Source organism: Caenispirillum salinarum AK4, assembly GCF_000315795.1.
Lineage (GTDB): Bacteria > Pseudomonadota > Alphaproteobacteria > Rhodospirillales > Rhodospirillaceae > Caenispirillum > Caenispirillum salinarum.
On record NZ_ANHY01000015.1, the window covers coordinates 1 to 24,121 of the forward strand.

The 24,121-nt window shown below is 70.5% G+C and carries 19 protein-coding genes; 12 read left to right on the forward strand and 7 right to left on the reverse strand.

All coding sequences use genetic code 11. The features are described from left to right. The 5 genes from C882_RS14635 to C882_RS14655 all read left to right on the forward strand — a co-directional run. Positions 1–4,611, forward strand: a 4,611-nt coding sequence (locus tag C882_RS14635) for a beta strand repeat-containing protein (protein ID WP_043645828.1), incomplete at its 5' end; no start/stop codon positions are given. Positions 4,612–4,733: 122 nt separating this feature from the next. Continuing rightward, on the forward strand, positions 4,734–6,680 hold the full coding sequence (locus tag C882_RS14640; protein WP_009541411.1) for a TolC family protein: 1,947 nt from the start codon (positions 4,734–4,736) through the stop codon (positions 6,678–6,680). 28 nt (positions 6,681–6,708) lie between these two features. After that, positions 6,709–7,527 (forward strand): efflux RND transporter periplasmic adaptor subunit, encoded by an 819-nt coding sequence (locus C882_RS14645; protein ID WP_009541412.1) that lies wholly within the window; start codon positions 6,709–6,711, stop codon positions 7,525–7,527. A gap of 95 nt (positions 7,528–7,622) precedes the next feature. Beyond that, positions 7,623–9,002 carry an efflux RND transporter periplasmic adaptor subunit gene (locus C882_RS14650; protein ID WP_009541413.1) on the forward strand — a complete coding sequence of 460 codons (1,380 nt, stop codon included), beginning with the start codon at positions 7,623–7,625 and terminating at the stop codon, positions 9,000–9,002. A 3-nt stretch (positions 9,003–9,005) separates the two neighbouring features. After that, entirely contained in the window at positions 9,006–11,183 is a 2,178-nt protein-coding gene (locus C882_RS14655) for an HlyD family efflux transporter periplasmic adaptor subunit (protein ID WP_009541414.1), read from the forward strand. Positions 11,184–11,332: 149 nt separating this feature from the next. Here C882_RS14655 and C882_RS14660 read toward each other — a convergent pair whose 3' ends face one another. Together C882_RS14660 and C882_RS23370 are read right to left on the reverse strand one after the other, a co-directional pair. Continuing rightward, on the reverse strand, positions 11,333–12,493 hold the full coding sequence (locus C882_RS14660) for a LysM peptidoglycan-binding domain-containing protein (RefSeq protein WP_009541415.1): 1,161 nt from the start codon (positions 12,491–12,493) through the stop codon (positions 11,333–11,335). Positions 12,494–12,593: 100 nt separating this feature from the next. Continuing rightward, entirely contained in the window at positions 12,594–13,439 is an 846-nt protein-coding gene (locus C882_RS23370; RefSeq protein ID WP_009541416.1) for a hypothetical protein, read from the reverse strand. Positions 13,440–13,572: 133 nt separating this feature from the next. On the opposite strand from C882_RS23370, the gene C882_RS14670 reads away from it, so the two are divergent. Next, positions 13,573–14,313: a cytochrome b/b6 domain-containing protein gene (locus C882_RS14670; RefSeq protein ID WP_009541417.1), complete on the forward strand. Its 741-nt coding sequence runs from the start codon at positions 13,573–13,575 to the stop codon at positions 14,311–14,313. Between the two features lie 93 nt (positions 14,314–14,406). Here the strand turns inward: C882_RS14670 and C882_RS14675 are convergent, their stop codons facing one another. Further along, on the reverse strand, positions 14,407–14,862 hold the full coding sequence (locus C882_RS14675) for a c-type cytochrome (protein WP_009541418.1): 456 nt from the start codon (positions 14,860–14,862) through the stop codon (positions 14,407–14,409). Positions 14,863–15,199: 337 nt separating this feature from the next. On the opposite strand from C882_RS14675, the gene C882_RS14680 reads away from it, so the two are divergent. Both C882_RS14680 and C882_RS14685 read left to right on the forward strand, forming a co-directional pair. Continuing rightward, complete coding sequence (locus C882_RS14680; RefSeq protein WP_043645831.1) at positions 15,200–15,799, forward strand: LOG family protein; 600 nt, start codon at positions 15,200–15,202, stop codon at positions 15,797–15,799. Positions 15,800–15,978: 179 nt separating this feature from the next. Further along, positions 15,979–17,196, forward strand: a complete 1,218-nt coding sequence (locus tag C882_RS14685; RefSeq protein ID WP_009541420.1) for an NADP-dependent isocitrate dehydrogenase — start codon at positions 15,979–15,981, stop codon at positions 17,194–17,196. A 384-nt stretch (positions 17,197–17,580) separates the two neighbouring features. Here C882_RS14685 and C882_RS14690 read toward each other — a convergent pair whose 3' ends face one another. Continuing rightward, the gene (locus tag C882_RS14690; protein ID WP_009541421.1) at positions 17,581–18,132 is read right to left on the reverse strand and encodes a DUF2076 family protein; all 552 of its coding nucleotides are present in this window, start codon (positions 18,130–18,132) and stop codon (positions 17,581–17,583) included. A gap of 198 nt (positions 18,133–18,330) precedes the next feature. On the opposite strand from C882_RS14690, the gene C882_RS14695 reads away from it, so the two are divergent. Further along, entirely contained in the window at positions 18,331–18,543 is a 213-nt protein-coding gene (locus tag C882_RS14695) for a hypothetical protein (RefSeq protein WP_009541422.1), read from the forward strand. A 76-nt stretch (positions 18,544–18,619) separates the two neighbouring features. After that, positions 18,620–19,549, forward strand: a complete 930-nt coding sequence (locus tag C882_RS14700; protein WP_009541423.1) for an alpha/beta hydrolase — start codon at positions 18,620–18,622, stop codon at positions 19,547–19,549. Between the two features lie 12 nt (positions 19,550–19,561). On the opposite strand, the gene C882_RS14705 is transcribed toward C882_RS14700, so the two are convergent. Both C882_RS14705 and C882_RS14710 read right to left on the reverse strand, forming a co-directional pair. Beyond that, positions 19,562–20,386 (reverse strand): DUF3108 domain-containing protein, encoded by an 825-nt coding sequence (locus C882_RS14705; RefSeq protein WP_009541424.1) that lies wholly within the window; start codon positions 20,384–20,386, stop codon positions 19,562–19,564. Between the two features lie 84 nt (positions 20,387–20,470). Beyond that, on the reverse strand, positions 20,471–20,908 hold the full coding sequence (locus C882_RS14710; RefSeq protein WP_009541425.1) for a hypothetical protein: 438 nt from the start codon (positions 20,906–20,908) through the stop codon (positions 20,471–20,473). A 182-nt stretch (positions 20,909–21,090) separates the two neighbouring features. On the opposite strand from C882_RS14710, the gene C882_RS14715 reads away from it, so the two are divergent. Together C882_RS14715 and pssA are read left to right on the forward strand one after the other, a co-directional pair. After that, entirely contained in the window at positions 21,091–21,801 is a 711-nt protein-coding gene (locus C882_RS14715; protein WP_009541426.1) for a phosphatidylserine decarboxylase, read from the forward strand. 4 nt (positions 21,802–21,805) lie between these two features. After that, positions 21,806–22,693 (forward strand): CDP-diacylglycerol--serine O-phosphatidyltransferase, encoded by an 888-nt coding sequence (pssA, locus tag C882_RS14720; RefSeq protein WP_009541427.1) that lies wholly within the window; start codon positions 21,806–21,808, stop codon positions 22,691–22,693. A gap of 192 nt (positions 22,694–22,885) precedes the next feature. On the opposite strand, the gene C882_RS14725 is transcribed toward pssA, so the two are convergent. After that, on the reverse strand, positions 22,886–23,977 hold the full coding sequence (locus tag C882_RS14725) for a site-specific DNA-methyltransferase (RefSeq protein ID WP_009541428.1): 1,092 nt from the start codon (positions 23,975–23,977) through the stop codon (positions 22,886–22,888). Between the last annotated feature and the right edge of the window lie 144 nt (positions 23,978–24,121).

Sequence of the window (24,121 nt, forward strand, 5' to 3'; positions counted from 1 at the left end):
GGCGACAATGCGGCGACCATCGCGGTCACCGTCAACGACGGCGCCGGCAGCGGCGACATCAATGCCGGCACGGTCAACGTCGACATCACGGCCGTCAACGACGCGCCGGTGGTCGGCGGCATCGGCGCCGGGCCGCAGCCTGTGGTCGCGGGGGCGGGGCTGACGGATGTCACCCTTCTCGACACCCTGACGCTCACCGACGTGGACGCGGCCGACTTCAACGGCGGCACCCTGACCATTACCAAGACCGCCGGTGCGGTCGAAGGCAACTGGGGTGCCGGCGGCGCAGTCTTCACCGGCGGGCAGGGCCTCGTCATCGGCACGGTCGACAACACCCACACCGGACAGGGCGGTGCCAACCTGGTCATCAGCCTGGGTGCCGGCGCCACGCCCACGGCGGTGCGCGACTTCCTGCGCTCGCTGCAGTACGACGGCCAGACCACGCAGGAAACCCGCAATTTCTCGCTGTCCATCGTGGACGGTGACGGCACGCCCAACGGCGGATCGGATACCGGCACGGCCACCTTCTCCATCGCGGTGCAGCCCAACCCGCCGGTCATCACCGGCCTTGACGGCGGCTCGCGCTCGCACACGGAAAGCGACAGCGGCTCCACCCTGCTGGCCGGCGGTGCCGTGGGGCTCAGCGATGCCGACACGGCCGACTTTGCGGGCGGCACGGTGACCGTCACCATCACCAGCAACGGCGCGGCCGGCGACGTGCTGGGCGTGGTGGACGGCAACAACATCACCGTCGCTGGAACGGAAATCAGCTACAACGGCAACAAGATCGCCGACGTCACGCAGGCCGGTTCCAACGCCCAGGCGCTGGTGATCACCTTCGCCGCCGGCGGCCATGCCGATGCCACCGCCGCCGCGGCGCTGCTGGGGCAGATCGGCTACCGCACCGCGTCGGACGCGCCGGCCACCGCCGCCCGCACAATCACCGTCGCCATGAACGACGGCAACGGCGCCACCTCGGCGACACAGACCGTCACCATGGCCGTGACCGCCACCGACGACCAGCCCGTGATCGGCGGCGTGTCGGCGGGGCAGGGGGTGCTCGACACGGCGACCATCCAGCCGTTCTCCGCCACCACCATCACCGAGGCCGACGGCGAGACCGTGACCGTCACCGTCACCCTGGACGATGCCGCCAAGGGCAGCTTCACGACGCTGAACGGCTTCACGGATGCGGGCGGCGGCGCCTATACCTTCACCGGCACGGCATCGGCGGCGCAGACCGCCATCCAGGGCATGGTGTTCACGCCGACGCCCAACCGCGTCGCACCCGGCCTGACGGAAACCACCACCTTCACCATCAGCGTCGAGGACGCCGACGGCAGCACCGATCCGGTGACCGATGCCACCACGACGGTGGTCTCCACCTCGGTCAACACCGCGCCGACCATCGACAACGTGCATGCCGGATTGGATTCTATCATCGCCGGCGCTGGAGCGCAGGCGTTGAACCTGAGCATACCGTTCGGCGGCGCCCCGACGATTAGCGACGTCGACTCGGCCAACTTCGACGGCGGCGTCCTGACCATCACCCAGACCGGCGGCACCTCCAACGGCAACTGGGGCGTCGACGGCACCACCGTGACCGCCGGCGGCGACGCCGCCGTGGCGGGGGGGCAGACCATCCACGTCGGCGGCGTCGCCATCGGCACGGTGCATGCCACCAACACCGGCCAGGGCGTTGCGACGCTGGAGATCACCCTGAACACCGACGCCACGCCGGCGCGGGTCCAGACGCTGTTGCGGAACCTCACCTATGCCGCGCCCAGCGGCCTGGGCGCCCGAACCTTCACCCTGGCCGTCAACGACGGCGACGGCGGCGACGCCGACACGACGGCCAACTTCTTCATCAACGTCATGCCCAACCCGCCGGTGCTCAGCGGCCTCGACGGGGGCGCGGTGACCTTTACCGAGGGCGGCACGGCCGTGCGCCTGGACGCCGACGGCAACGCCACGGTGACGGACGCCGACAGCGCCAACTTCAACGGCGGCACCGTCACCGTCTCCATCACCAGCGGCGGCACCGCGGCCGAGGACGTGTTGAAGGTGCTCGACAACGCGACCGACGGCGTCTCCGTGGCCGGCGGCAACGTCTCGGTCGGCGGAACGCTGGTGGGCACCGTCGTCGGGGGCACCGGCGGCGTGCCGCTGACGCTGACCATGAACGCCGATGCCACGCCGGCGCGCGTGCAGCTTGTCCTGCGCAACATCGCCTACGAAAACACCAACGGCGACAACCCGTCCAACGCCAGCCGCACCGTCTCCGTGCAGGTCACCGACGGCTCCGGCGGCACCTCGACCGCGTCGACCGTCACGGTGGGTGTGACACCCGTCAACGACGCACCGACCATCACGGCGGCGGCCATCGGCGGGGCCAACACCGAGCACCAGGGCACGCTTGTCTTCGGCGCGGACTGGGTGGACGGCATCGCCGACGTGGACGCCGGCGGCAGCTTCCCCAACGCCACCATCACCGCGCGGGTGGACACCGGGGGCGGCAACCCTTACCTGACCGGCGACCAGCTGGGCATCACCAGCGCGAACAACCTGGCCTACGATCAGAACACCGGCGTGCTGACCTACTTCGGCACCAAGATTGCCGATGTCGGCTGGGACGCCGCGACGGGCACCATGACGGTGCAGTTCGTCAATGACGCCGGCGTCACGGGCGGCCACATCGCGCACGTGATGAACCACATCACGTTCTGGACCACCAACGACGACCCGACCCAGAAGGGGACCACGCCCAACCGCACCATCGCGGTCACCGTCGGGGACGGCGGCAACACCGGGACCGGCGGACCGCAGACGGCCAGCATCTCGGGCACCATCACCATCACGGACGCCAACGACACCGGCACGCTGACGGTGAACAATTCCGGTGCGCCGGTCTTCCAGAACTCTGCCGTCACGGTGGCGCCCAACCTGACGCTGACCGACGTGGACGACACCCAGGTCACCGCCGCCACCATCAGCATCGTCGCGCGGCCGGACGGTGCGGCCGAGACGCTGACGCTGACGGGCACCTTCGGCACCATCTCGGCCGGCAACATCGCGGGCTCGGGAACGGGCACCATCACCATCTCCGGCACCCACTCGCTGGCCGACATCCAGGCGGCCATGCGTGCGGTGCAGTACGCCGACGCCAGTGGCACGCCGACCGCGGGCGACCGCACGGTGCGCTTCACGGTGGAGGAGCGGGGCAGCGCCGGCGCCACGGCCGACGCCACGGTGGCGGTCAACGCCGTTCCGGTGATCGCGGTCAACGCGGGCGTGCCGGTGGACGAGGGCGCGACGGTGACGCTCACCACCGCCATGCTGTCGGCCAGCGACGCCAACCACGGCGCCGCCGCGCTGACCTTCACGGTGAGCCAGGCGCCCGCCCACGGCGCCCTGCTGCTCAACGGCGCGGCGCTGACCGCCGGCGGCACCTTCACCCAGGCCGACCTCGCGGCGGGCAACGTCACCTACCGCCACGACGGCAGCGAGAACCCGGCCGACGGGTTCTCCGTCACCGTCTCCGACGGGCTGGCGACGACGGCGGCGACCACCGTCTCGGTTGCCGTGACGCCGGTCAACGATGCGCCCTCGGCTGATCCGAGTGTGCTGACGCCGGTGGAGGGCGAGAGCGGCACGGCGCTCAGCTACGCCATTCCCTCGGCCCTGTTCACCGACGCCGAGGGCGGTCCGCTGACCATTACCGCCAGCGGCCTGCCGGAGGGGCTGTCGCTGTCTGCCGACGGCACCCGTATCAGCGGTGTTCCCAGCGGCGCACCGGGTACCTTCAGCGTCGTCCTTACGGCGACCGATGCGGCGGGCGCGACGGTCACTGCGACCCTTACCGTCACCATCCAGGGGGCTCCGCAGGCGCCGGCCGGTGGCAATCCGGTCGGCGCACCGCCGACCACCACCCCGCCGGGTCCCCCGGGCCCGCCGCCGGGCCTCACCGCGCCGGGCCTGGGTGACAGCGGCACGCCGGTGGCTGCCGGGCTGAACGGCGGCGGCTTCGGCACGGGCCAGAACGGCGCCGGCACGCGCAGCCCCGTCACCGGCGGCCTGGGCAGCCAGTCGCCCATCGACAACAGCGGGTCGCCGGTGAGGACGGGCCTGGGCACCAACAGCTTCGGCACGGGCAGCTTCAATGCCGCGGGCGCCTATGGCGCGAGCGGTGGCGGTCTCGGCGGCGGGTTCGGTGGTGGCACCGGCGGCGGCTTCGGGGCTGGCGCCGGTGGCGGCCCCGGCGGTGGCGCTGGCGGCGGTCTCGGCGGCGGCGCCGGTGCCGGTGCCGGCGGCTTCGAGGGCGCGGGTGGCGCGCCGGGTGGCAACGGCTTCGGCGGTGATCCCGCCGGCGCTCTGCCGGGCGAGCAGCCCGGTGGGCAGCCGGGCGAGAACGCCGACAATCTGCCGCAGGGCGAGGGTGCGCCGGGCGAACAGCCCGCTGACGTGCCGGCCGGCGATCAGGCCGCCGTTCCTGGCGCGCCGAGCTTCACCTCGCGGCTCGCGGCGCTGCACCAGCAGTTCGATGCCGAGGCCGAAGAACTGGCGCGGTCCGTGGCCGAGCTTGAGAACAGGGCGTCCAAGAAGGTCGCCTGAGGATCATGAATGTGAGAGAGCAATCCGTTGATGCTTTTGGGGGGAAGAGAGTGAACGAAGCTATGACCGGGGTCACCGAACCGGCGCGCACCGCGCCGGTCCGCGGTCCGAAACGTGCGGCGATGGTTGGGGCCAGCGTCGCGATCCTGTCCCTGGCACTGGCCGGCTGCGCCGTACAGACCGAGCCGTTCAGCCAGGCCGAGCACCAGGCGCGCGCCGTCGCCGACCTGGCCCAGATGTTCGAGCAGCAGGAGCCCATCGGCGGACCCCTGACGCTGGAAGAGGCGGTGGCGCGGGCGCTGAAGTACAACCTGGACCGCCGCCTCAAGCTGATGGAGGAGGCCGTCTCGCGGCGCGAGGTCGACGTGTCCGAGATGTCGCTCCTGCCGACCATCGCAGCCTCGGCGGGCTATACGGCGCGGTCGAACTACGATGCCTCCCAGAGCCGCGTGATCAAGGACCCCACCAATCCGGCGCGCGAAGGCTCGGTGGGCGACAGCTTCTCGGCGTCCGACGAGAAGGAATTCGGCACCGCCGACCTGACCATCAGCTGGAACGTGCTGGACTTCGGCATTTCCTACATCCGCGCCAAGCAGCAGGCGGACCAGGCGCTGATCGTGTCGGAGCGCCGCCGCCAGGTGGTGCAGACCATCGTGCAGGACGTGCGCGCCGCCTATTGGCGGGCGGCCGCGGCGGAGCGCGCCATCCAGCGCCTGGAGCCCCTGCTGGCGGACGTGAAGGCCGCCGTCGCCGATGCCGAGGAGGCCGTGGCGCGCCGGGTTGGGCGTCCGCTGGACGCACTGACCTACCAGCGCGACATGCTGCAGGCCGAGCGTCAGCTCAAGTCCCTGCGCGGCGAGTTGCAGCGCGCCCGCACGGAGCTGGCGACGCTGATGAACGTGCGACCGGGCACCGGCTTCACCATCGCCGCCGCCGATGCACCGACGCCCGACGCGGTCCTGGACCTGCCGGCACCGGTGGAGGACCTGGAACTGGCGGCGCTCACCAACCGCTCGGAGGTGCGCGGCGAAAGCTACCAGGGCCGCATCAACGCGCGCGAGACCAGGGTGCAGATCCTGCGCATGCTGCCGGGGCTGGAGTTTTCGGGCTCGGGCAATTTCTCGGGCAACACCTATCTGCTCAACAACACCTGGGCGACGGGCGGGCTTGAGCTGACCTGGAACCTGCTCAACCTGATTTCCGGCCCGCGCAACATCGAGCTGGCGGAAACCCGCGAGCAACTCTCGGACGTCCGCCGTCAGGCGCTGTCCATGGCCGTGATGAGCCAGGTGCACATCGCCAACCTGGCCTACCGCACGGCGGTTGAGGATTACCGTATGGCCGACCGCCTGGCGGACGTGGACACGGCGATCCGTGGCCAGATGGAGGCCGCCGGCACGGCCCGCCAGATGAGCCGCCAGCAGGTCATTCAGAGCCGCATCAATGCCGCCCTGACGGAACTGCGCCGCGACATGGCGTACGCCGAGATGCAGGCTGCGTGGGGCCGCATTTTCGCCACCATCGGCGCCGACCCGCTGCCGGGCTCGCTGCCCGACGGTGACGTCAACACGGTGGCGGCGGCCGTCGCCAGCACCTTCGACCAGTGGCAATCCGGCACCATCACCGCCGAAGACCCCGCCGACCTGGCCGCGCCCGGTGCCGTGCAGGCGGTGCTGGACGAGGAGCCTCAGGTCGAGCGGCCCGACGCGGCATCCGCCGAAGGGGACGCCGCCGAGGCCGCGTCCGCCGTGGCTCAGCCGCCGGCCGAGGATCTGGCCGCGGACCCGGTGGTGACCTCCGCGCCCCTCGCGGCGCTGCCGGACGCCGCACCGGCCGAGGCCGCCGCGCCGGCGCCGGCCGCACCCGCCCAGGCCGCCGCCCCGGTGGAAGCGGTGGAGCTGGTGGAAGCGGTGGAAGCGGTGGATTACGCGCCGGAGCCGGCCACGCCGCCGGCGCCTGTCGAGGCGTCGGACGGGCGCATCCTGCTGCTCGAGCCGGCCGCCGCCCAGGCCCGTGCCGAACCGGCGCCCGCCATCTGGGCCACCATGCCGCGCGGCATGAGGTTCTGACGTGCGGGCTGTAGCGGTCAGGACCCTAATGACCGCCGCCGCGCTGCTCCTCTGGGGCGGCGCGGCGGTGCCCGTTTCCGCGCAGGAGCCGGCGCCGCCCGTGCCGTCCTCCGATGCGGCGCTGCCGGCGGTCGACCCGGAGCTTGCGGCGCGCGGCCTGCTGGTGCCGGCGCGCGAGGCGGTGCTGTCGTCCGACATCGCCGGCCGGCTGACCGACATGCCTGTCCGCCCCGGCGAGGCGTTCGAGGAGGGGGCGGTGCTGGCCGCCTTCGACTGCCGCCTCTACGAGGCACGCCTGAGCGAAGCGGAAGGGCGGCTGGCGGCGGCGCGGTCGAAGCTGGCGTCCAACCGGCAACTGCGGCAGCTGGGTTCCATCGGCGACCTGGAAGTCGCCATCGCCCGCGGCGAGACCGCCGAGGCCCAGGGCGCGGTGAACGCCGCCGCCGTGCTGGTGGACCGCTGCCGCGTGACGGCGCCGTGGTCGGGCCATGTGGTGGACTGGCGGGCGCGGCCGCAGGAAAGTGTCGAGGCCGGCGCCGAACTGCTGGAAATCATCGACGACACGGCGCTGGAGGTGGAGGTCATCGTGCCTTCGCCATGGCTGGGGTGGTTGGCGCCGGGGCACGACCTGACGGTGCTGGTGGACGAGACCGGCACCGAACACCCGGCGACGATTACCCGCCTGGGGGCGCGGGTGGATCCCGTCAGCCAGTCGGTGACCGTGGTCGCACGCCTGACCGACGAAGCACCCCGGCTGGTGGCCGGCATGAGCGGCACCGCCCGCTTCGTGCCGCCCGAACCGTCGTCGGAGCCGGACGCGGGCGCGCGCACGCCGTCAGGGGATTAACCGCCTGTTCAACCACGGCGCGGTATGGTCGCCGCCGGTGCACCCTGCGGGCGCCGCCGATTCCGACCGCCGAACGCCGACCTTATGAAGGCGCCATGACCGAGCAGAGCAGCGTCTATTCCCGCCTCCTCCAGTTGGAACGCGAGGCCCGCCACGCCGAGACGGAGGACGCCCTGCGTTTCGTGCTGGTCAACCAGACCCGCCGCCTGGTGGCCTACCGTCAGGCCGTGCTGGTGCGGCTGGAGGGGCCGGGCCGGTTCGCGGTGGAAGCCGTTTCCAACGTGCCCGTCATCGACCGCGACGCACCCTTCGTGCGGTGGCTGACCCGCGTGCTGAAGACGCTTCGCCCAGACCAGCCGCCGACCACGGACGCCGCCGCCGCCGCACAGGCGTCCGGTGAGCCCGGGTCGCAGCGCCTGGACGCGGCGGCCTTGCCGGAGGCGCTGCGGGCCGAGTGGTCGGAATGGTGGCCGCCCGAGGTTCTGTGGCAGCCGCTGAAGGGGGCGGACGGGCGCCTTCTCGGCGGCTTGATGCTGGCGCGGGAAGAGCCGTTCCAGTCGGCCGAGCAGGTGCTGGCCGACCGCCTGGCCGACGCCTACGGCCACGCCTGGGAAGCCCTGCGGCGGCGGCTGGGCCTTAAGGTGTCGGCCGGACAGAAGCGGCGCCGTCGCACGGTACTCGCCTGGGCCGCGGCACTCATCGTGGTGACGGTGCTCGCCTGGCCGGTGCGTCAGTCGGCGCTCGCGCCGTCGGAGGTGGTTCCCATGGAGCCCCAGGTGGTCGCCGCGCCGCTGGAGGGCGTGGTGGAGACCGTCCTGGTCGATCCCAACCAGGCGGTGGAGGCTGGCCAGCCCCTGTTCCGGTTCGAGGAAGCGCCGCTCAGGGCCCGCCGCGAGGTGGCCGCCAAGCAGCTTGCCGTCGCCGAGGCCGATCTGCGCCAGGCGCGCCAGTCGGCCTTCCGCAGCCCCGCGCGCAAGGGTGAGGTGGCGCTGAAGGAGGCGGCGGTCGATCTGCGCCGGGCCGAACTGGCCTATGCCGAGGAACTGCTGTCGCGGGCCGTGGTCAGCGCACCGGCGGCAGGGGTGGCGGTCTTCGCCGACAAGGACGACTGGACGGGCCGACCGGTGGCGGTGGGCGAGCGCGTCATGGTGGTCGCCGACCCCGAGCGCACGAAGCTCCGGGCCTGGCTGCCGGTCTCCGACGCCATCGCGCTGGAGCCGGGGACCGACGTCCGCGTCTTCCTGGCCGTCGATCCGCTCAACCCCGTGCCGGCGATCCTCAACCGTGCCAGCTATGACGCCGAACTGACGCCCGAGGGAACGCTCGCCTACCGCGTCGACGCCACGTTCCTGGACCGGTCGGCGCCGCGCATCGGCCTTCAAGGCACGGCGAAGCTGTATGGCGAGCACGCGCCGCTGGCCTTCACCCTGTTCCGCCGGCCGATCGCCTCCATCCGCCAGTTCCTGGGGCTCTGACCCATGGGCGGCCTGGCCGGCATCTCCTCGGGCGCCGTCTCTGCGTCGGGCGCTGGCATGGGCCAGCCTGATCCCATGACGGTGCCGCTGCCGCCGTTGCGCGATGACCTGCGGCTGCTGCCCGGGCCGCGTGCCCGAGACGGCTCGCCCACCTGGACGATCCATGATCCGGTGCGCAACCGCTTCCACCGGATCACCTGGACGGGTTTCGAGATGCTGGCCCGCTGGCACCACGGCACCGGCGCGGCCGTCTGCGAGGCCGTGGCGGCGGAGACCGTGCTGACGCCCGGGCGGGACGAGCTTTTGCAGGTGGTGCGTTTCCTGCGCGCCAATGCCCTGGTGGACATGGCCGCGCCGTCCGACCGCGAGATGTGGGAGCGTCAGGCCAAGGCCATGCGGCGGCACTGGAGTACCTGGATGCTGCACAACTATCTGTTTTTCCGCATCCCGCTGGTGCGGCCCGACCCGTTCCTCCGCGCGGCGTGGCCGCTGGTGCGCCCGCTGTTCAGCCGGGGCGCCGTGCTGCTGCTGGCGGCCCTGACGGTGGCCGGGCTCTATCTGGTGGCGCGGCGGTGGGACGGCTTCGTTCACACCTTCACCCAGTTCGCCAACCTGGAAGGGCTGGCCTGGATGGCCCTGGCGCTGGTGGTGACCAAGATCCTGCACGAGCTGGGGCACGCCTTCACCGCCCACCGCTACGGCTGCCGTGTGCCGACCATGGGGGTCGCCTTCATGGTGCTGTGGCCGGTGCTGTATACCGATACCTCGGAAGGCTGGAAGCTGACCGACAACCGTCGGCGCCTTGCCATCGGGGCCGCCGGCATGATCACGGAACTGGCCGTCGCCGTGCTGGCGACGCTGGTATGGGCCTTCACCGACGACGGGCCGGTGCGCTCTGCGGCGTTCTTCCTGGCGACGGCCGGATGGACGGCCAGCCTGATCATCAACCTGAACCCCTTCATGCGGTTCGACGGCTATTACCTGCTGGCCGACTGGCTGGACGAACCCAACCTGCAACCGCGCGCCTTCGCCTTCGGCCGCTGGGCGCTGCGCGAAATCCTGTTCGGCTTCGGCGACGCCCCGCCGGAACCGCTGCCGCGCGGCCGGCGCCGGCTGTTCGTCCTCTACGCCTGGGCGACGTGGCTGTACCGGCTGATGCTGTTCATCGGCATCGCGCTGCTGGTGTATGCCTTTTTCATCAAGGTGGTCGGCATCCTGTTGTTCGTCGTCGAGATCGCCTGGTTCATCCTCAAGCCCATGACCAACGAAATGACCGAATGGTGGAAGCGGCGCGGCGACATGCGCCTGAACGCCCACGTGCTGGGTACCCTGGCGGTGCTGGGGCTGCTGTTGGCGGCCGTCTTCGTGCCCTGGCGCGGAACGGTGGTGCTGCCGGCGGTGCTGGAGGCCGAGCGCAGCCACGAGGTGCACGCGCCCGAAGCGGCCCGCGTCGCCCGCGTGCTGGTGGCGGCACGGGACACCGTGGAGGCCGGCCAGCCGGTGGCGGAGCTGGTCAATCCCGATCTCGCGTTCAAGCGGCAGCTGACCGACCTGCGGCTGGACGTGACGCGCCTGAGCCTGGACCGCGCCTATGCCGACGAGGAAGCCCGCAACGACGTGCCCCTTCTGGCCGCCGATCTGCGCAAGCTGGTGGCGGAGGCTGACGGCCTTGCCGCGCGCGAAGACCGCATGACGCTGCGCAGCGCCGTCGCCGGACGGGTCACCGACGTCATGCCGGGGCTGCGGACCGGGCTGTGGGTGGAGCCGCGCGCCGTGCTCCTGCGCGTGGTGGACGCCGAGCGCGGCCGCGTCACCGGCTACGCCCGGCAGGAGGACCTGGCCCGCCTGACGCCCGGCGCACCGGCCCGCTTCCATCCCGACGACGCCCTGGCGCCGTCCCTGAGTGGGCGCGTCACGGCCGTGGATGCGGTCAACCGCCCGGTGCTCGACCATCCGATGCTGGCAGCCGACCAGGGCGGCGACGTGGCCGCGCGCCGCGACGAGGACGGCCGAATGCTGCCGGAGCACTCGCTGTACCGCGTGGTGGTGGTGCTGGACGATCCCGACGCGCCGGCGCAACTGCGGCGCGGCACCCTGCGCGTCGACGGCGAGCCGGAAAGCCTGGCCGTGCGGCTGTGGCGCACGATCGCCGGCGTCCTGATCCGCGAAAGCGCGTTCTAGGGCATTTTCGGTCAAACGAGATCGAAAACGGCGACATAGGGCCGCGGAGCCGAAGGCGTGCGCGGAAGCGCGCACACCGCTCATCAGGCGCGACCGCGTCTGATGGGAAAAGGCTCTGGAGTTCTGCTCGCGGAGGCGGCGGAGCGGCGTTACCGCCCGCCGTCGTCGGGGATGACGAACACCTGTCCGGGGTAGATGAGGTCCGGGTCGCGGATCTGGGCGCGGTTGGCCTCGTAGATCACCGTGTATTCCATGCCCGCGCCCAGGCGCTCGCGCGCGATGCGCCACAGGCTGTTGCCCGGCTGGACCACCACCCGCTCGCCGGCGCCGGCGGGTGTGTCGACGCTTTCGGGGCGCAGGAAGGGGATCTCGGCGCGGGCGGCGACCTCTTTTTCCGGGCCCAGCACATCCGCCCGCAGGGTGTGCCGTCCGGTGGCGACGGGGTCCGCCGCGGTCACCGACCAGCGCCCGTCGGGCCCGGCCACAGTGCGGCCGACAAAACGGTTGTCCACATAGGCCATCACGACGGTGCCCGGCGCGGCACGGCCGCCGAAGCTGAGGTTGCCGGCGGCGTCGTAGTCCACCACGTCGATCACGACGGACGGCGCGGCGCCATCCTGTCCGGGCGGCGGCAGCGGAGCATCGCCCGTTTCCGTGCCGGCGACGGCCGGGGCCGGCGCCTGCAGCACGCGGCTCGGGCGGCCCGGCGCCGTTTCCACCGCCAGGGGCGGACGGCCCTCGTCGGCCGACTGTTCCGGCACGACCAGGACGACCGAGGACTCGGCTTCCGTCTCCGCGCCATCCGTGCCGAGGGCGCCCAGCCGCAGTTCACGGGTGCCCGGCGGCAGGGGTTTGTCGGGCAGGAAGACCCATTCCCCGCGCTCGTCCGCCCGTACGCGGCCCAGTTCCGTCTCGCCGTCGCGAATGATCACCTCCGTCTCCGGCGTGGCGCGGCCGGCCATGACCGTGTTGCCCTCGCGGTCCACCCGCACGACGTCGAAGGACGGGCCCGTGCCGCTCGGGACTGGCTCCGTTGCGGGGGCCGGCGAGACCGTCGTCTGCGCGGCGCCCGCCGACTCGGGCTGCGCCGCCGGCGGAGCGGCCGCGGACGTGGGCTCGTCCTCGCCCTCGCCCTTGCTCTCGCTTGCGTCGTCGCCGGCGGGCGCCGCCGTATCTGCGGGCGGCACCTCGACGGTCACGGGCGGTGGCGCGTCGGGGGCGGCGTCCTGGCGGCCGACCAGCCAGCTCAGGCCAAGCGCGAAGACGACGACGACGGCCCCGACGAGGGCGACGATGAGCGGGCGGTTCACGGGCGGTCCTCTGGCAGGGCGTCGCCGGGCGACTTTGGGTGGCGATGCCAATTCAACATGCGCTCAAGGGTATTACGTCCCCTGATAAGGCGCAATCGCCTCAGCCGCCGACCATTTTCGCCGCCACCTGGGCCAGCAGTCCGGCCAGCCCGGCGGGCAGGGCCGCCACCAGAACCAGCCAGCCGGGTCGCGCCAGAAGGGCGGTGCGGGGCCCTCCCGCCGGCAGGCGCGCCGCCGTGGGCTCCGCCAGGAACACGAGTGCCAGCACCGCAAGCGCGCCCGCCGCGCCCGGGTTCGCCGCCAGAAGAGCCGCCGACAGCGCGACGAAGGTGCCGCCGCCGGCCAGGGTCACGATCCATCCCGGTGCCCCGGGCGCGGCCGGCAGCCAAGGCAGGACACCGAGCACCGCCACCGCCAGCGCCAGCGCCGCCGCCGACACGTCGGCGGCACCCAGGGCCGAGGCCGCCGCGCCCAGCCCGGCGCAGGCCACCGCCAGCAGAAGGGCCGGAGCCCAGGGGGCACGCTCCCGCGCGGTGCCCAGGCCGCCGAGCACCACCGCGAACAGCAGCGCCAGGCCGGCGGCGGGCAGGGCAGCGGCGGCAAGGCCCTGGGTGGAAATCGGCAGTCCGGCCAGCGCCCACAGGCTGAGGGCCGCGAAGACCGTCGCCGCCGTCCAGGCCGCGGCGCGGCGGGCGGCGGCCCAGGCGTTGACGGCCGCGCCCGCCGCCAGGCCCGCCAGAGTCACAAGCGGGGCAGTGCCCAGCGGCGTCAGGCGACCGAGAGGCTCCACCCCGTTGGCCCACAACCACCAGCCGAGGAAGCCGACGCCGAGGCCCACGCCCATGAGCCGTGCCCCGCGCTCGGGACCGGCGGACAGGCGGACGACGCCGCTGACCGCAAGGGCCACCAGCAGGGGCAGGGCCAGCGACAGCACCATGTCGATCATCGGGCGGGGGCGGTCCTTGTGTTAGAAGAGTTGCATTTACCCAGGCGGGAACACCACCTATCCTCCCGCCGGGTTCTAAAGCAACAGGCGGGCTACGCCCAGCCTTCACCGCAACAGCAGTGAGCACGACGCCATGGACATGGACAAGACCAAGCCGGCGCCCGCCTCTCCCGCCCGCGCCGCGCAGAGGGACCTGGGGAGCCTGAGGCCCGTGCGCGTGTGGGACGTGCCGACGCGCCTGTTCCATTGGGTGCTGGTGGGCCTGCTGGGATACCTGTGGTGGACGGGCGAGAATGGTCCCATGAGCGATCACATGCTGGCCGGCTCTGCCGTGCTGGCGCTGATCCTGTGGCGGCTGATCTATGGCGTGTTCGGCTCGACCACCGCGCGATTCGTGGATTTCGTGAAAGGGCCGGCCGCGGTGGCGAGTTACCTGAAGACCGCTTTCGGCAAGGGCACGACGACGCGCACCAAGGCCTATGTGCTGGGCCACAACCCGGCCGGCGGCTGGATGGTTCTGCTTCTGCTGGTGCTGGTGCTGGCGCAGGCGGGGACGGGCCTGTTCGCCAACGACGACATCTTCAGCGAGGGGCCGCTGGCCAACCTGGTCAGCAAGGACACCAGCGATGCCCTGACCGGCTGGCACAAGAACATCCTGTTCCCGGCCCTGCAGATTCTGGTGGGCCTGCACGTGCTGGCGGCCTTTCTGTACCTGTTCGTCAAGGGCGAGAACCTGATCCGGGCCATGGTCACCGGCCGCAAGCCCGCCCCGCCCGAGGCCGAAAGAGGTTTGCGCTTCGCCTCGCCCCTGGTGGCGGTGGCGGCGGCCGTGGTGGCCGGCGGCGTCGTCTGGTACATCGTCGAGGTGATGTGATCGGCAGGATCGCCACGCGCGCCACGCAAAAAGAGCCGGAGGCATCGTGCCGCCGGCTCTTTCCGTTTCGGCCGTCGCGGTTTCCCGCTCCGCTTACTTCTCGCGGAAGTTGTCGTGGCAGTTCTTGCAGGTCTCGCCGACGGCCTGCATGGCCTCGCCGATGGCGCCCTTGTCGCCGCTTTCCACCGCCGCGACCAGCGTGTCGGTGCGCTCCTGCATCATCTTGATGCCGCCCGAGAACTTGTCCCAATTGGTCCAGACGTCGGCCGTGGCAGTGGTCTTCACGCCCGACTCGGCGGTGTTCTCTTCGAAGGGCAGCAGCGCCAGGTCGGCCGTATCGGCCAGCATCTGCGCGCTGGGCAGCAACTGGTCGGAGTACGGCACTTCGCCCTTCAGGATCATCACCACGGTGTTGGTGTGGCCGCCGATGGCCTTCATGACCTGCTGGCGGTACTTCACGGCGTTCTCGGCGTCCATGGCGTTGGCGGCCATCGGGGCGACGGCAGCGGCAGCCAGCGCGGCGGCGGCGGTAATGGCGCGAAGCTTCATGAAACGTGCTCCTTCCTTGTGAACCCGAAGGGGATCGGGATGGTCGATCGACGGGAAGAACTCTGTGGCAAATATCCCAGAGCGTGTGGAGGATCAAGACACGTTTTGATGACGCGGTCGGTGACTCCGTCACACAAACCGGCGAGCGCCGCATCGGTGCCGGGCAGGCCCGCCGTCCGGGGTAGGCCATGCACCCCCCTGGCGCGGGCGCGCGTTGGCTCCCATAGATAAAGAAAGGGGACGGTCGCCCGACCGCCCCTTTTTTCGCCGCCGAGCCCCGGCTTCGGCCCGGGTCCTGCGGCAGAAGCACAACAAGAACAGACGCGAGGTCACCGCCATGGGTCGACTGACATCTCTTTGCCTCTTCTGTGGCTCCAACGTGGGCGACAACCCCGCCTTCGCCGAGGCGGCCGACGAACTGGGCGCCGCCATGGCGCAGGCCGGCGTGCAGCTTGTCTACGGCGGCGGGCACGTCGGCATCATGGGCGTGGCGGCCGAGGCCGTCATGCGCGAGGGCGGCCGCGTCGTCGGCTTCATCCCCGAGCACCTGACCCGGCTGGAGGCGGCCTACCAGGGCGCGACCGAGCTGCACGTGGTGGAAAACATGCACGTGCGCAAGTTCGCCATGTTCGAGCGCGCCGACGCCTTCGTGGTGTTTCCCGGCGGTTTCGGCACCATGGACGAGACGTTCGAGATCCTGACCTGGCGGCAGTTGGGCATTCACAACAAGCCCATCATCATCGCCAATATCGAGGGCTACTGGGACCCGTTCCTGGACCTGGTGGACAGCATGATTGCCCGGCGCTTCGCCAAGCCCGTCAACCGCGACCTGTTCACCGTGGTGGACGACTGGACGCGGATTCTCCCCACCATCGAGCAGGAATTGGGCCGGGCCGGCGTCGGCACGGTGGCGGCGGACGCGGCAGAGCGCCTGTAAAACCGCAAGATTCCCGCCTACCCCCATCCCGCCCGAAAGGGCGGGTCTTGCTCTCGGCGGCGGTGCCGTCTATGGTGCCGCCGTCCGCGGCGATTCGCTTCCGGTAGTGGTCCAACCATGCACATGGGGCGCACCCCATCGGACACCCGAGTTCGTCACCCATCGGGAGAACCGCTTAGATGAGCAAGATCAAGGTCAAAAATCCGATTGTCGAGCTGGACGGCGACGAGATGACCCGGATCATCTGGTCCTTCATCAAGGACAAGCTGATCCTGCCGTACCTCGATGTCGACCTGAAGTACTACGACCTCTCGGTCGAGAACCGGGACGCGACGGACGACCAGGTGACCATCGACTCCGCCAACGCCATCAAGCAGTACGGCGTCGGCGTGAAGTGCGCGACCATCACCCCCGATGAGCAGCGCGTCGAGGAGTTCAGCCTCAAGAAGATGTGGAAGTCGCCCAACGGCACCATCCGCAACATTCTGGGCGGCACCGTCTTCCGCGAGCCCATCATCTGCAAGAACGTCCCGCGTTACGTCCCGGGCTGGACGCAGCCGATCGTCATCGGCCGTCACGCCTTCGGCGACCAGTACCGCGCCACCGACTTCAAGGTTCCGGGCCCCGGCACCCTGACGGTCAAGTTCGTGCCCGAGGACGGCGGCGAGCCGATCGAGCACGAGGTCTACAAGTTCCCGTCGGCCGGCGTGGCCATGTCCATGTACAACCTGGACGAGTCCATCAAGGGCTTCGCGCGGGCCTGCATGAACTACGGCCTGGACCGTGGCTGGCCGGTCTACCTGTCCACCAAGAACACGATCATGAAAGCCTATGACGGCCGCTTCAAGGATCTGTTCGAGGAGGTCTTCCAGAACGAGTTCGCCGACAAGTTCAAGGCGGCCGGCATCACCTACGAACACCGTTTGATCGACGACATGGTCGCCTGCGCCATGAAGTGGAGCGGCGGCTTCGTCTGGGCCTGCAAGAACTACGACGGCGACGTGCAGTCCGACACGGTCGCGCAGGGCTTCGGCTCTCTGGGCCTGATGACGTCGGTGCTGATGACGCCGGATGGAAAGACCGTCGAGGCCGAGGCCGCGCACGGCACGGTGACCCGTCACTTCCGCCTGCACCAGCAGGGCAAGGAGACGTCCACCAACCCGATCGCGTCCATCTTCGCCTGGACCCGTGGCCTGAAGTTCCGCGGCAAGTTCGACGACACCCCCGAGGTGGTCGACTTCGCCGAGAAGCTGGAGCAGGTCTGCATTGAGGCCGTCGAGGCCGGCAACATGACCAAGGACCTGGCCATCCTGATCGGCCCGGACCAGCCGTGGCAGACCACCAACCAGTTCCTGGAGACCCTGGACGCGCGCCTGCGCGAAAAGATGGGCATGTAAGCCCGTCTACCCCAGGTTACTCAGGTTATAGCGGTTCCGACCGACGGATCGGCCCGCCGGAGCAGATGCTCCGGCGGGCCGTTTCCGTTTCTGGTGGACGGTGGTGCGAGGGCGGTGGGAGCCGGGCGTAGGCGCTGATTTCGAGGCGCTCACGAGATCGGTGGACGAGCACAGGAGGGTGCGCGGCAGTATGGTTAGTACCATATATGGATTCCTGCTTTCGCAGGAATGACGGGAATTTTTCGTTACAGAATAACAGGTTACGAAACCCGTCGTCCCTGCGAAAGCAGGGACCCACGCACGCCGTCAGTTCCCTCGCGACACCGACGGAATCCATAATGGCGCATTACTGGGCCGCTCAAAGGCGCCCCCTGTCAGCCCTCCTCAGAACTCGAAGTCCATGTCCTCGGCGCCGCCCAGGTCCTCTTCCATGCCGGCCATTTCCTCTTCGCCGGCCGCGGCGTCCTCGGCGCCCGCCATGTCTGGCATCATCGCCGCACCCAGCAGGTTGCCCAGCATGACGCCGCCGGCCACCGCCATGAGCGTCGATCCCGCGCCGCCCATGAAGCCGCCGTGTCCCGGCCGCGCGGCGCGGGCCAGAATGGGCGAGCTTTCCGTCGCCGGGCGCGCAGCCGGCACCGTGCCGCGGCCGCCGCTCGCGCCGCCGCCGAACAGCCCGCCGAGGAGACCGCCACCTGCACCGGCAGGACGGTGGCACAATTCGTCTTCAAGCTGGGCGATGCGCTCTTCGGCCACCTTCAGGCTTTCCTCCAGCATGACCAGCCCCTGGGCCATGTAGTAGGGCGCGTGCGGCTGCTCGGCGACGTGGGCCGCGATGGCGGCTTCGGCATCCGCATCGCGCGAACCGCCTTGCTCTTCCGCCTGCCGAACCTTGTCGAATACGCCGTCAATGAGGGCACGATCCTGGGCATCCATCTGATGATCCTCCGGTTGGATGATGCTTGGGTGCGCGTGAAGTGGATGCGCCCGGAACGGCTTCAAGCGCTGTTTCGGTGACATCTACAACATCCTCTTCCGCCCTGGGCGGAAACGGGGTATTGGATAAAGGCCGTGTTCCACTCCCCCCGCGGCGGTTTCGACAACCAGCTTCGACTGAAGAGGGAGTGCCCATCCATGTCCACCGTCATGATCAAGGTCGCCGGCGAAGGCCTCGTCGCCAAGGCCCATCGGTTGGCCGACCCCGGCCCCACCAGCGGCTCCAGCATCGTTTACGAGGTCACCGACGTGCCCGAAGGCCTGTCGGCCGATGACGTCGTGTCCCGTTTCAAGGGGTTCGCGGCGCCGCAGGACCGGTACGAGATCGCCTTCTCGGAACTGCCGGCGTAACGCCCAGGGCGTCTTCAGGGGGCCTTGTGCCCCCTGAGGCCTTGACGCGGCCCGGAACAGGCCCGATCCCTATGCCATGACCGATGCCCCTCTCGACCCCGCCGCCCGCGCCTTCCTCGACCGTATCGCCTCCGGCAACCGGCCGCCCACCAGCGCCCTGCCGATAGACGAGGCCCGCCGCCAGTTCGCGCAGCTTCAGAAGCGGGCCGGCAGCGCGCCACCCTCCGGCGTCACGGCCGAGGACCTGACGGTGCCCGGCGGCGACGGGCCGCGTCCCGCGCGCCTGTTCCGGCCGGAAACCGCCACCGGCGACCGGCCGCTGCTTCTGTGGCTGCACGGCGGCGGCTGGATGCTGGGCGACCTGGACACCCACGACACCCCCTGCCGCTGGCTGGCCAAAGGCTACGGCGGCCCGGTCCTGTCGCTGGATTATCGCCGGGCGCCGGAGGACCCGTTTCCCGCCGCCCTCCACGATGCCGAGGCGGCCTACGCCTGGGCGCGTCAGACCCAGGGCGCGGTGGCGGTCGGCGGCGACAGCGCCGGCGGCAACCTGACGGCGGCGCTGTGCCTGCTGCTGCGCGATCACAAGCGCCCACAGCCGGTGCATCAGGCGCTGGTCTATCCCAGCCTGGACGCCACGCTCGCCGGCGACAGCCACCGCACTCACGCCGAGGGACGGTTCCTGGAGCAGGCCGACGTGCTGTTCTTCCTGGAGCAGTACGCGACCGGCCACGGCGTCTCGGTCCTGGACCCGCTGCTGTCGCCCCTGCAGGCCGATACCCTGGCGGGCCTGCCGCCGGCGACGGTGGTGATCGCCGGGCATGATCCGCTGGCCGACGACGGCCGCCGCTGGGTCGCGCGCCTGACGACAGAGGGCGTGGCGGCGCGGCTGGTGGAGCATCCGGGGCTCATCCACGGGTTCCTGCACATGGCCGGCCTCATTCCGGCGGCGGATGCCGCCCTGCGCGCGCTGGGCGAGGAGATCGGGCGCGACGTGGGGCGGTAGGGCCGGGGGTCCTCAGCCCGCCGTTCCGGTGCGCACCTCGGCCAGTTCAATGATGAATCCGCCGAAGCCGGTGGTCGGCACCACCACCCGCAGCGGGACCGCCACGGGCAGGCCCAGGGCCGCCGGCGGCGCCAGGGTGACAGACGCCGTCGCCTCCTTGCGGCTGTCCCATTTGCGCGAGGCGCCGCCCAGGCGCTCGTAGCGCAGGTCGGCGCGCAGCGCCGGGCCGCTGAAGCCGCCCACGCTCGCCGCGGCCGGTTCGGGATCGTCCAGGGCGAGGGTGTAGAGGCGGCGCCCGTCGAAGATCTTCACGGGACCGGCCTCGCCGTCGCCATCCGCCACCAGTTGCAGCACGCCCGACAGCGGGTCGACGCTGCCCGCCGTGTCGGACGGGTCCACGGGCTCGCGCTCGTCGGCGTCGGGCGGCGGATCGACCAGCGCCTCCGGCATCGGCGCCGTGTCGTCGTAGGCAAGCCGCACCTGCCGCGTCTCGCCGCGCCAGACATTGGCGACCTCGTGCAGGCGCGGGCGCACGGTGGCGCCGGCCAGGGCGCCGTCGGTGGCGGCGCTGGAGCGGAAATCCGTGAAGACGCTGAGCATGCCGCTGGCGGCGACGTCGGTGGTAATGCGGTAGGGTCCTTCGGCCACCGAGGGCGGCAGGGCGACGGCGACCTCCGCCCGCCCGATGTCGAAGCCGCCCAGGCGCAGGTCATAAGTCAGCACGGCCTGGTTCGGCAGGGCGGCGCGGGCCTCCTGCTCGCGCGGTGCCAGCAGCAGACCCGCCGACAGGGCGAGCGCGAGACAAACGGCGGCGATAAGCGGTCGGCGAAGGGCCATGGCGACACTCTCCCGGCGGATGACGCGACAGTCCGTCCTTACAGATAATATCGCCGACTGCATCGCCAAGGTGCGGCAGCTGCCTCAGGCGGCGCGGTGGTCCTTCAGGAGATCGAGGTAGGGCGCCACGGCCAGCAGTTCGGTCGCCAGCGTCGCCATCAGGCGGTCGGCGGTGACCGGTGTCTCCAGCGGCACGCGGCGGCCGACGATGATGCGGCGGTCGCGGCGGATGCGGGCCACCGGGCCCAGGTGTTCGCGCGCGGCGTCAACGATGGCGCGCAGATTCGCGTTGGTGTCCGGCGCCTGGGTGGCGTAGGGCAGGGGGCCGAAATCCGCCGCATAGCGCAGCCGGGCGCCCTGGCCGTCCTGGCGGTAGCGGGCGACGAACTCCACCCCGCGCCACCGGAAGCGGAAGCGCTGGACGGTGCGGTCATGGGCGGCGGCCAGCGTGCCGTCGCGGCGGACCCGCACGCCGCGCAGGCGCATGGGCAGTCCGTCCTGTTCGATCCTGAGTTCGGCCATGGTATCCGGGCGAGTTGGAAGGTAGGGTGATCGGCGAGGAGCTTAGCACTTTCGTCCGCGCCGCTGCCACGGCCTTGAAAAATCGTGTTCCGCCGATTGGCGCGACCGCCCGCTGCGGGTAATGTCTCGCAACGGGCCGCGCAGCGGCTCCGTTGTCTTGTCCTGATGGAGGCAATTCCCCCGTGACCACCGAGTTCAATGTTTCCTGGCGGCGCTACCTGCTGCCTCCCCTGGATCGTGAGGGGCCGAAGTTCGTGGCGGTCTTCGCCATCGCCGCGCTTCTGCTGTTCTGGGCGTGGGAGCCGCTCGGCTGGGTGGGTGTCGTCCTCACGGTGTGGTGTTTCTACTTCTTCCGGGACCCCGATCGCTTCACGCCCATGCGCAAGGGGCTGGTCATCACGCCGGCCAGCGGTGTGGTCAGCCTCATCAAGAAGGTACCGCCGCCCAAGCAACTGGAGATGGGCGAGGACGAGCGCTGGCGGGTTTCCGTGTTCATGAGCGTCTTCGATTGCCACGTGAACCGCATGCCCGTGGGCGGCACCATCCGCAAGGTGGTCTACATCGCCGGCAAGTTCGTCAACGCCAGCCTGGACAAGGCCAGCGAGGACAACGAGCGCAACATGGTCTTCGTCACCACCGACGACGGCAAGGACCTGGCCTTCGTGCAGATCGCCGGCCTGGTGGCGCGGCGCATCCGCTGCGACATCAAGGAAGGCCAGACCACCCGCACCGGCGAGCGCATGGGCATGATCCGCTTCGGCAGCCGGCTCGACATCTATCTGCCGCCGGGGGTGGAACCCCTTGTGGCGCTCGGCCAGACCTGCGTGTCCGGCGAGACGGTCATCGCCGACATCGAGGCCGATGAGTTGAAACGCGACGCGGAGGCCCGCTGACCCCATGATTGCCAAGCCCCGCCGCCCGCGTCTGCGGGCGCTGCCCATCAACAAGATGATCCCCAACATGGTCACCCTGCTGGCGCTCGCCGCAGGGCTGACGGGCATCCGCTACGGCCTGCGCGAGGAGTTCGAGCGCGCCGTGGCGGCCATCCTGCTGGCGGGGCTGCTGGACGGCATGGACGGGCGCATCGCCCGCATGCTGCGCGGCCAGACCAAGTTCGGCGCGGAACTGGACAGCCTGTCGGACTTCCTGTCCTTCGGCGTGGCGCCGGCGGTGCTGCTTTACCTGTGGACCATGAACGACGCCGGCGGCGCCGGCTGGGCGCTGGTGCTGTTCTTCGCCACCTGCGGCGCGCTGCGGCTGGCACGGTTCAACACCATGCTGGGCGATCCCGACCCGCCGCCGTGGTCGCGCAACTACTTCGTGGGCGTGCCGGCCCCGGCGGCGGCCGGGCTGGCGCTGCTGCCCATGATGCTCAGCTTCCAGTTCGGGGCGGAATTCTTCAGCCAGCCGTGGGTGGTGGCCATCTTCATGGTCGGGGTCGGCCTGCTGATGGTCAGCCAGATCCCCACCTATTCCTTCAAGCGCGTGCGGGTGCCCCGCGCCATGGCGCTGCCGCTGATGATCGTGGTGGGCCTGCTGGCGGCCTTCCTGGTGACCAACCCGTGGTCGACCCTCTCGGTGCTGGGGGTGGTCTACCTGGCGACGCTGCCGCTGGCGTGGCGCAGCTACCGCCGCCTGAAGGCCAAGACCCGCCAGGAGGACCTGGAGCGCCTGGAGGCCATGGAGGACGGCGGTGCCGACGATCCCTTCGCCTCTCCCGAGGGCGAGGAGGAGGCCGGCGCCTCCGGCGACACCGACCGGGAAGAACCCAACCGCCGGAGTTGATTGAGCGGGAGCGCCGCGCGGTCCGGCCCTCGGCGCCCCGCCCCTCGAAGGGTCCTTGAAGCGTTTTCCCATCAGGCGCGGTCGCGCCTGATGGGCGTTCAAGCGCCACTGAGGCTCACGCGCCTGACCGGCGCGGGGTCGCAGGCGCGACCCTATGTCGCCCTATTCGATCGCGCTTGATCGGAGAGGGCTCTAGTTCAGTTCCTTGCCCGCCATTTCCGCGCGCAGCTTCTGACGCAGGAGGTCGATGGCGACCATCTGGTCGCCGGTCTTGAAGTGCCAGAAGGTCCAGCCGTTGCACGACGGTGCGCCCTGGATCGCCGCGCCCACCTTGTGGATAGACCCCTTGTGCTCGGCCGAGACGATGGTGCCGTCGGCCTTCACCTTCGCCACCGCCTTGCCGCGCGGGTCGTAGAGGACGTCGCCCGGCTTCAGCATGCCGCGCTCCACCAGGTTGCCGAAGGGCACGCGGGGCTCGCTGCGCTTGGACGGCGTGACCAGAAGGCTGGTGTCGCTGATTTCCTCCACCGAGTTGATGCGGGTGCGGGCGGCGTCGATGTAGTCCTGCTCGCGCTCGATGCCGATCCACTTGCGGCCCAGCTTCTTGGCCGCCGCGCCCGTGGTGCCGGTGCCGAAGAAGGGGTCCAGCACCACGTCGCCGGGGTTGGTGGACGCCATGATGACGCGGTAGAGCAGGCTCTCGGGCTTCTGGGTCGGGTGGACCTTGGCGCCCTCGGCGTCCTTCAGGCGCTCCGCCCCGGTGCACAGCGGCAGGGTCCAGTCGCTGCGCATCTGAAGGCCCTCGTTGAGTTCCTTCATGCTTTCGTAGTTGAAGGTGTACTTGCTGCTTTCCGACTTGGCGACCCAGATGAGGGTTTCGTGCGCGTTGGTGAAGCGCCGGCCGCGGAAGTTGGGCATGGGGTTGGTCTTGCGCCACACCACGTCGTTGAGCATCCAGTAGCCCATGTCCTGCAGCGAGGCGCCGACGCGGAAGATGTTGTGGTAGCTGCCGATGACCCACAGCGTGCCGTCGTCCTTCAGCACCCGGCGGGCGGCGGCCAGCCAGCGGCGGGTGAAGTCGTCGTATTCGGCGAAGCTGGCGAACTTGTCCCAGGCGTCGTCCACGCCGTCGACCCGCGTGTTGTTGGGGCGGTGCAGGTCGCCGCCCAGCTGCAGGTTGTACGGCGGGTCGGCGAACACCATGTCCACCGACTTTTCGGGAAGGCTTTCCATGATGGCGATGCAATCGCCCTGGAAAATGCGGTTGGTCTTGAGAGTTTTCATGGGATAAGTCGCCACTGCGTCGGGTCGTCCGTCTTGCTGCACAGACGATTATCCACAGGCGACTCGGCGTCAAGAATCCGCTTGACTCAGTGGCTTGGCGGATTCGGTGAAAGTGGGGTCTCAAAAGCGACTCGGCAAGAGTCC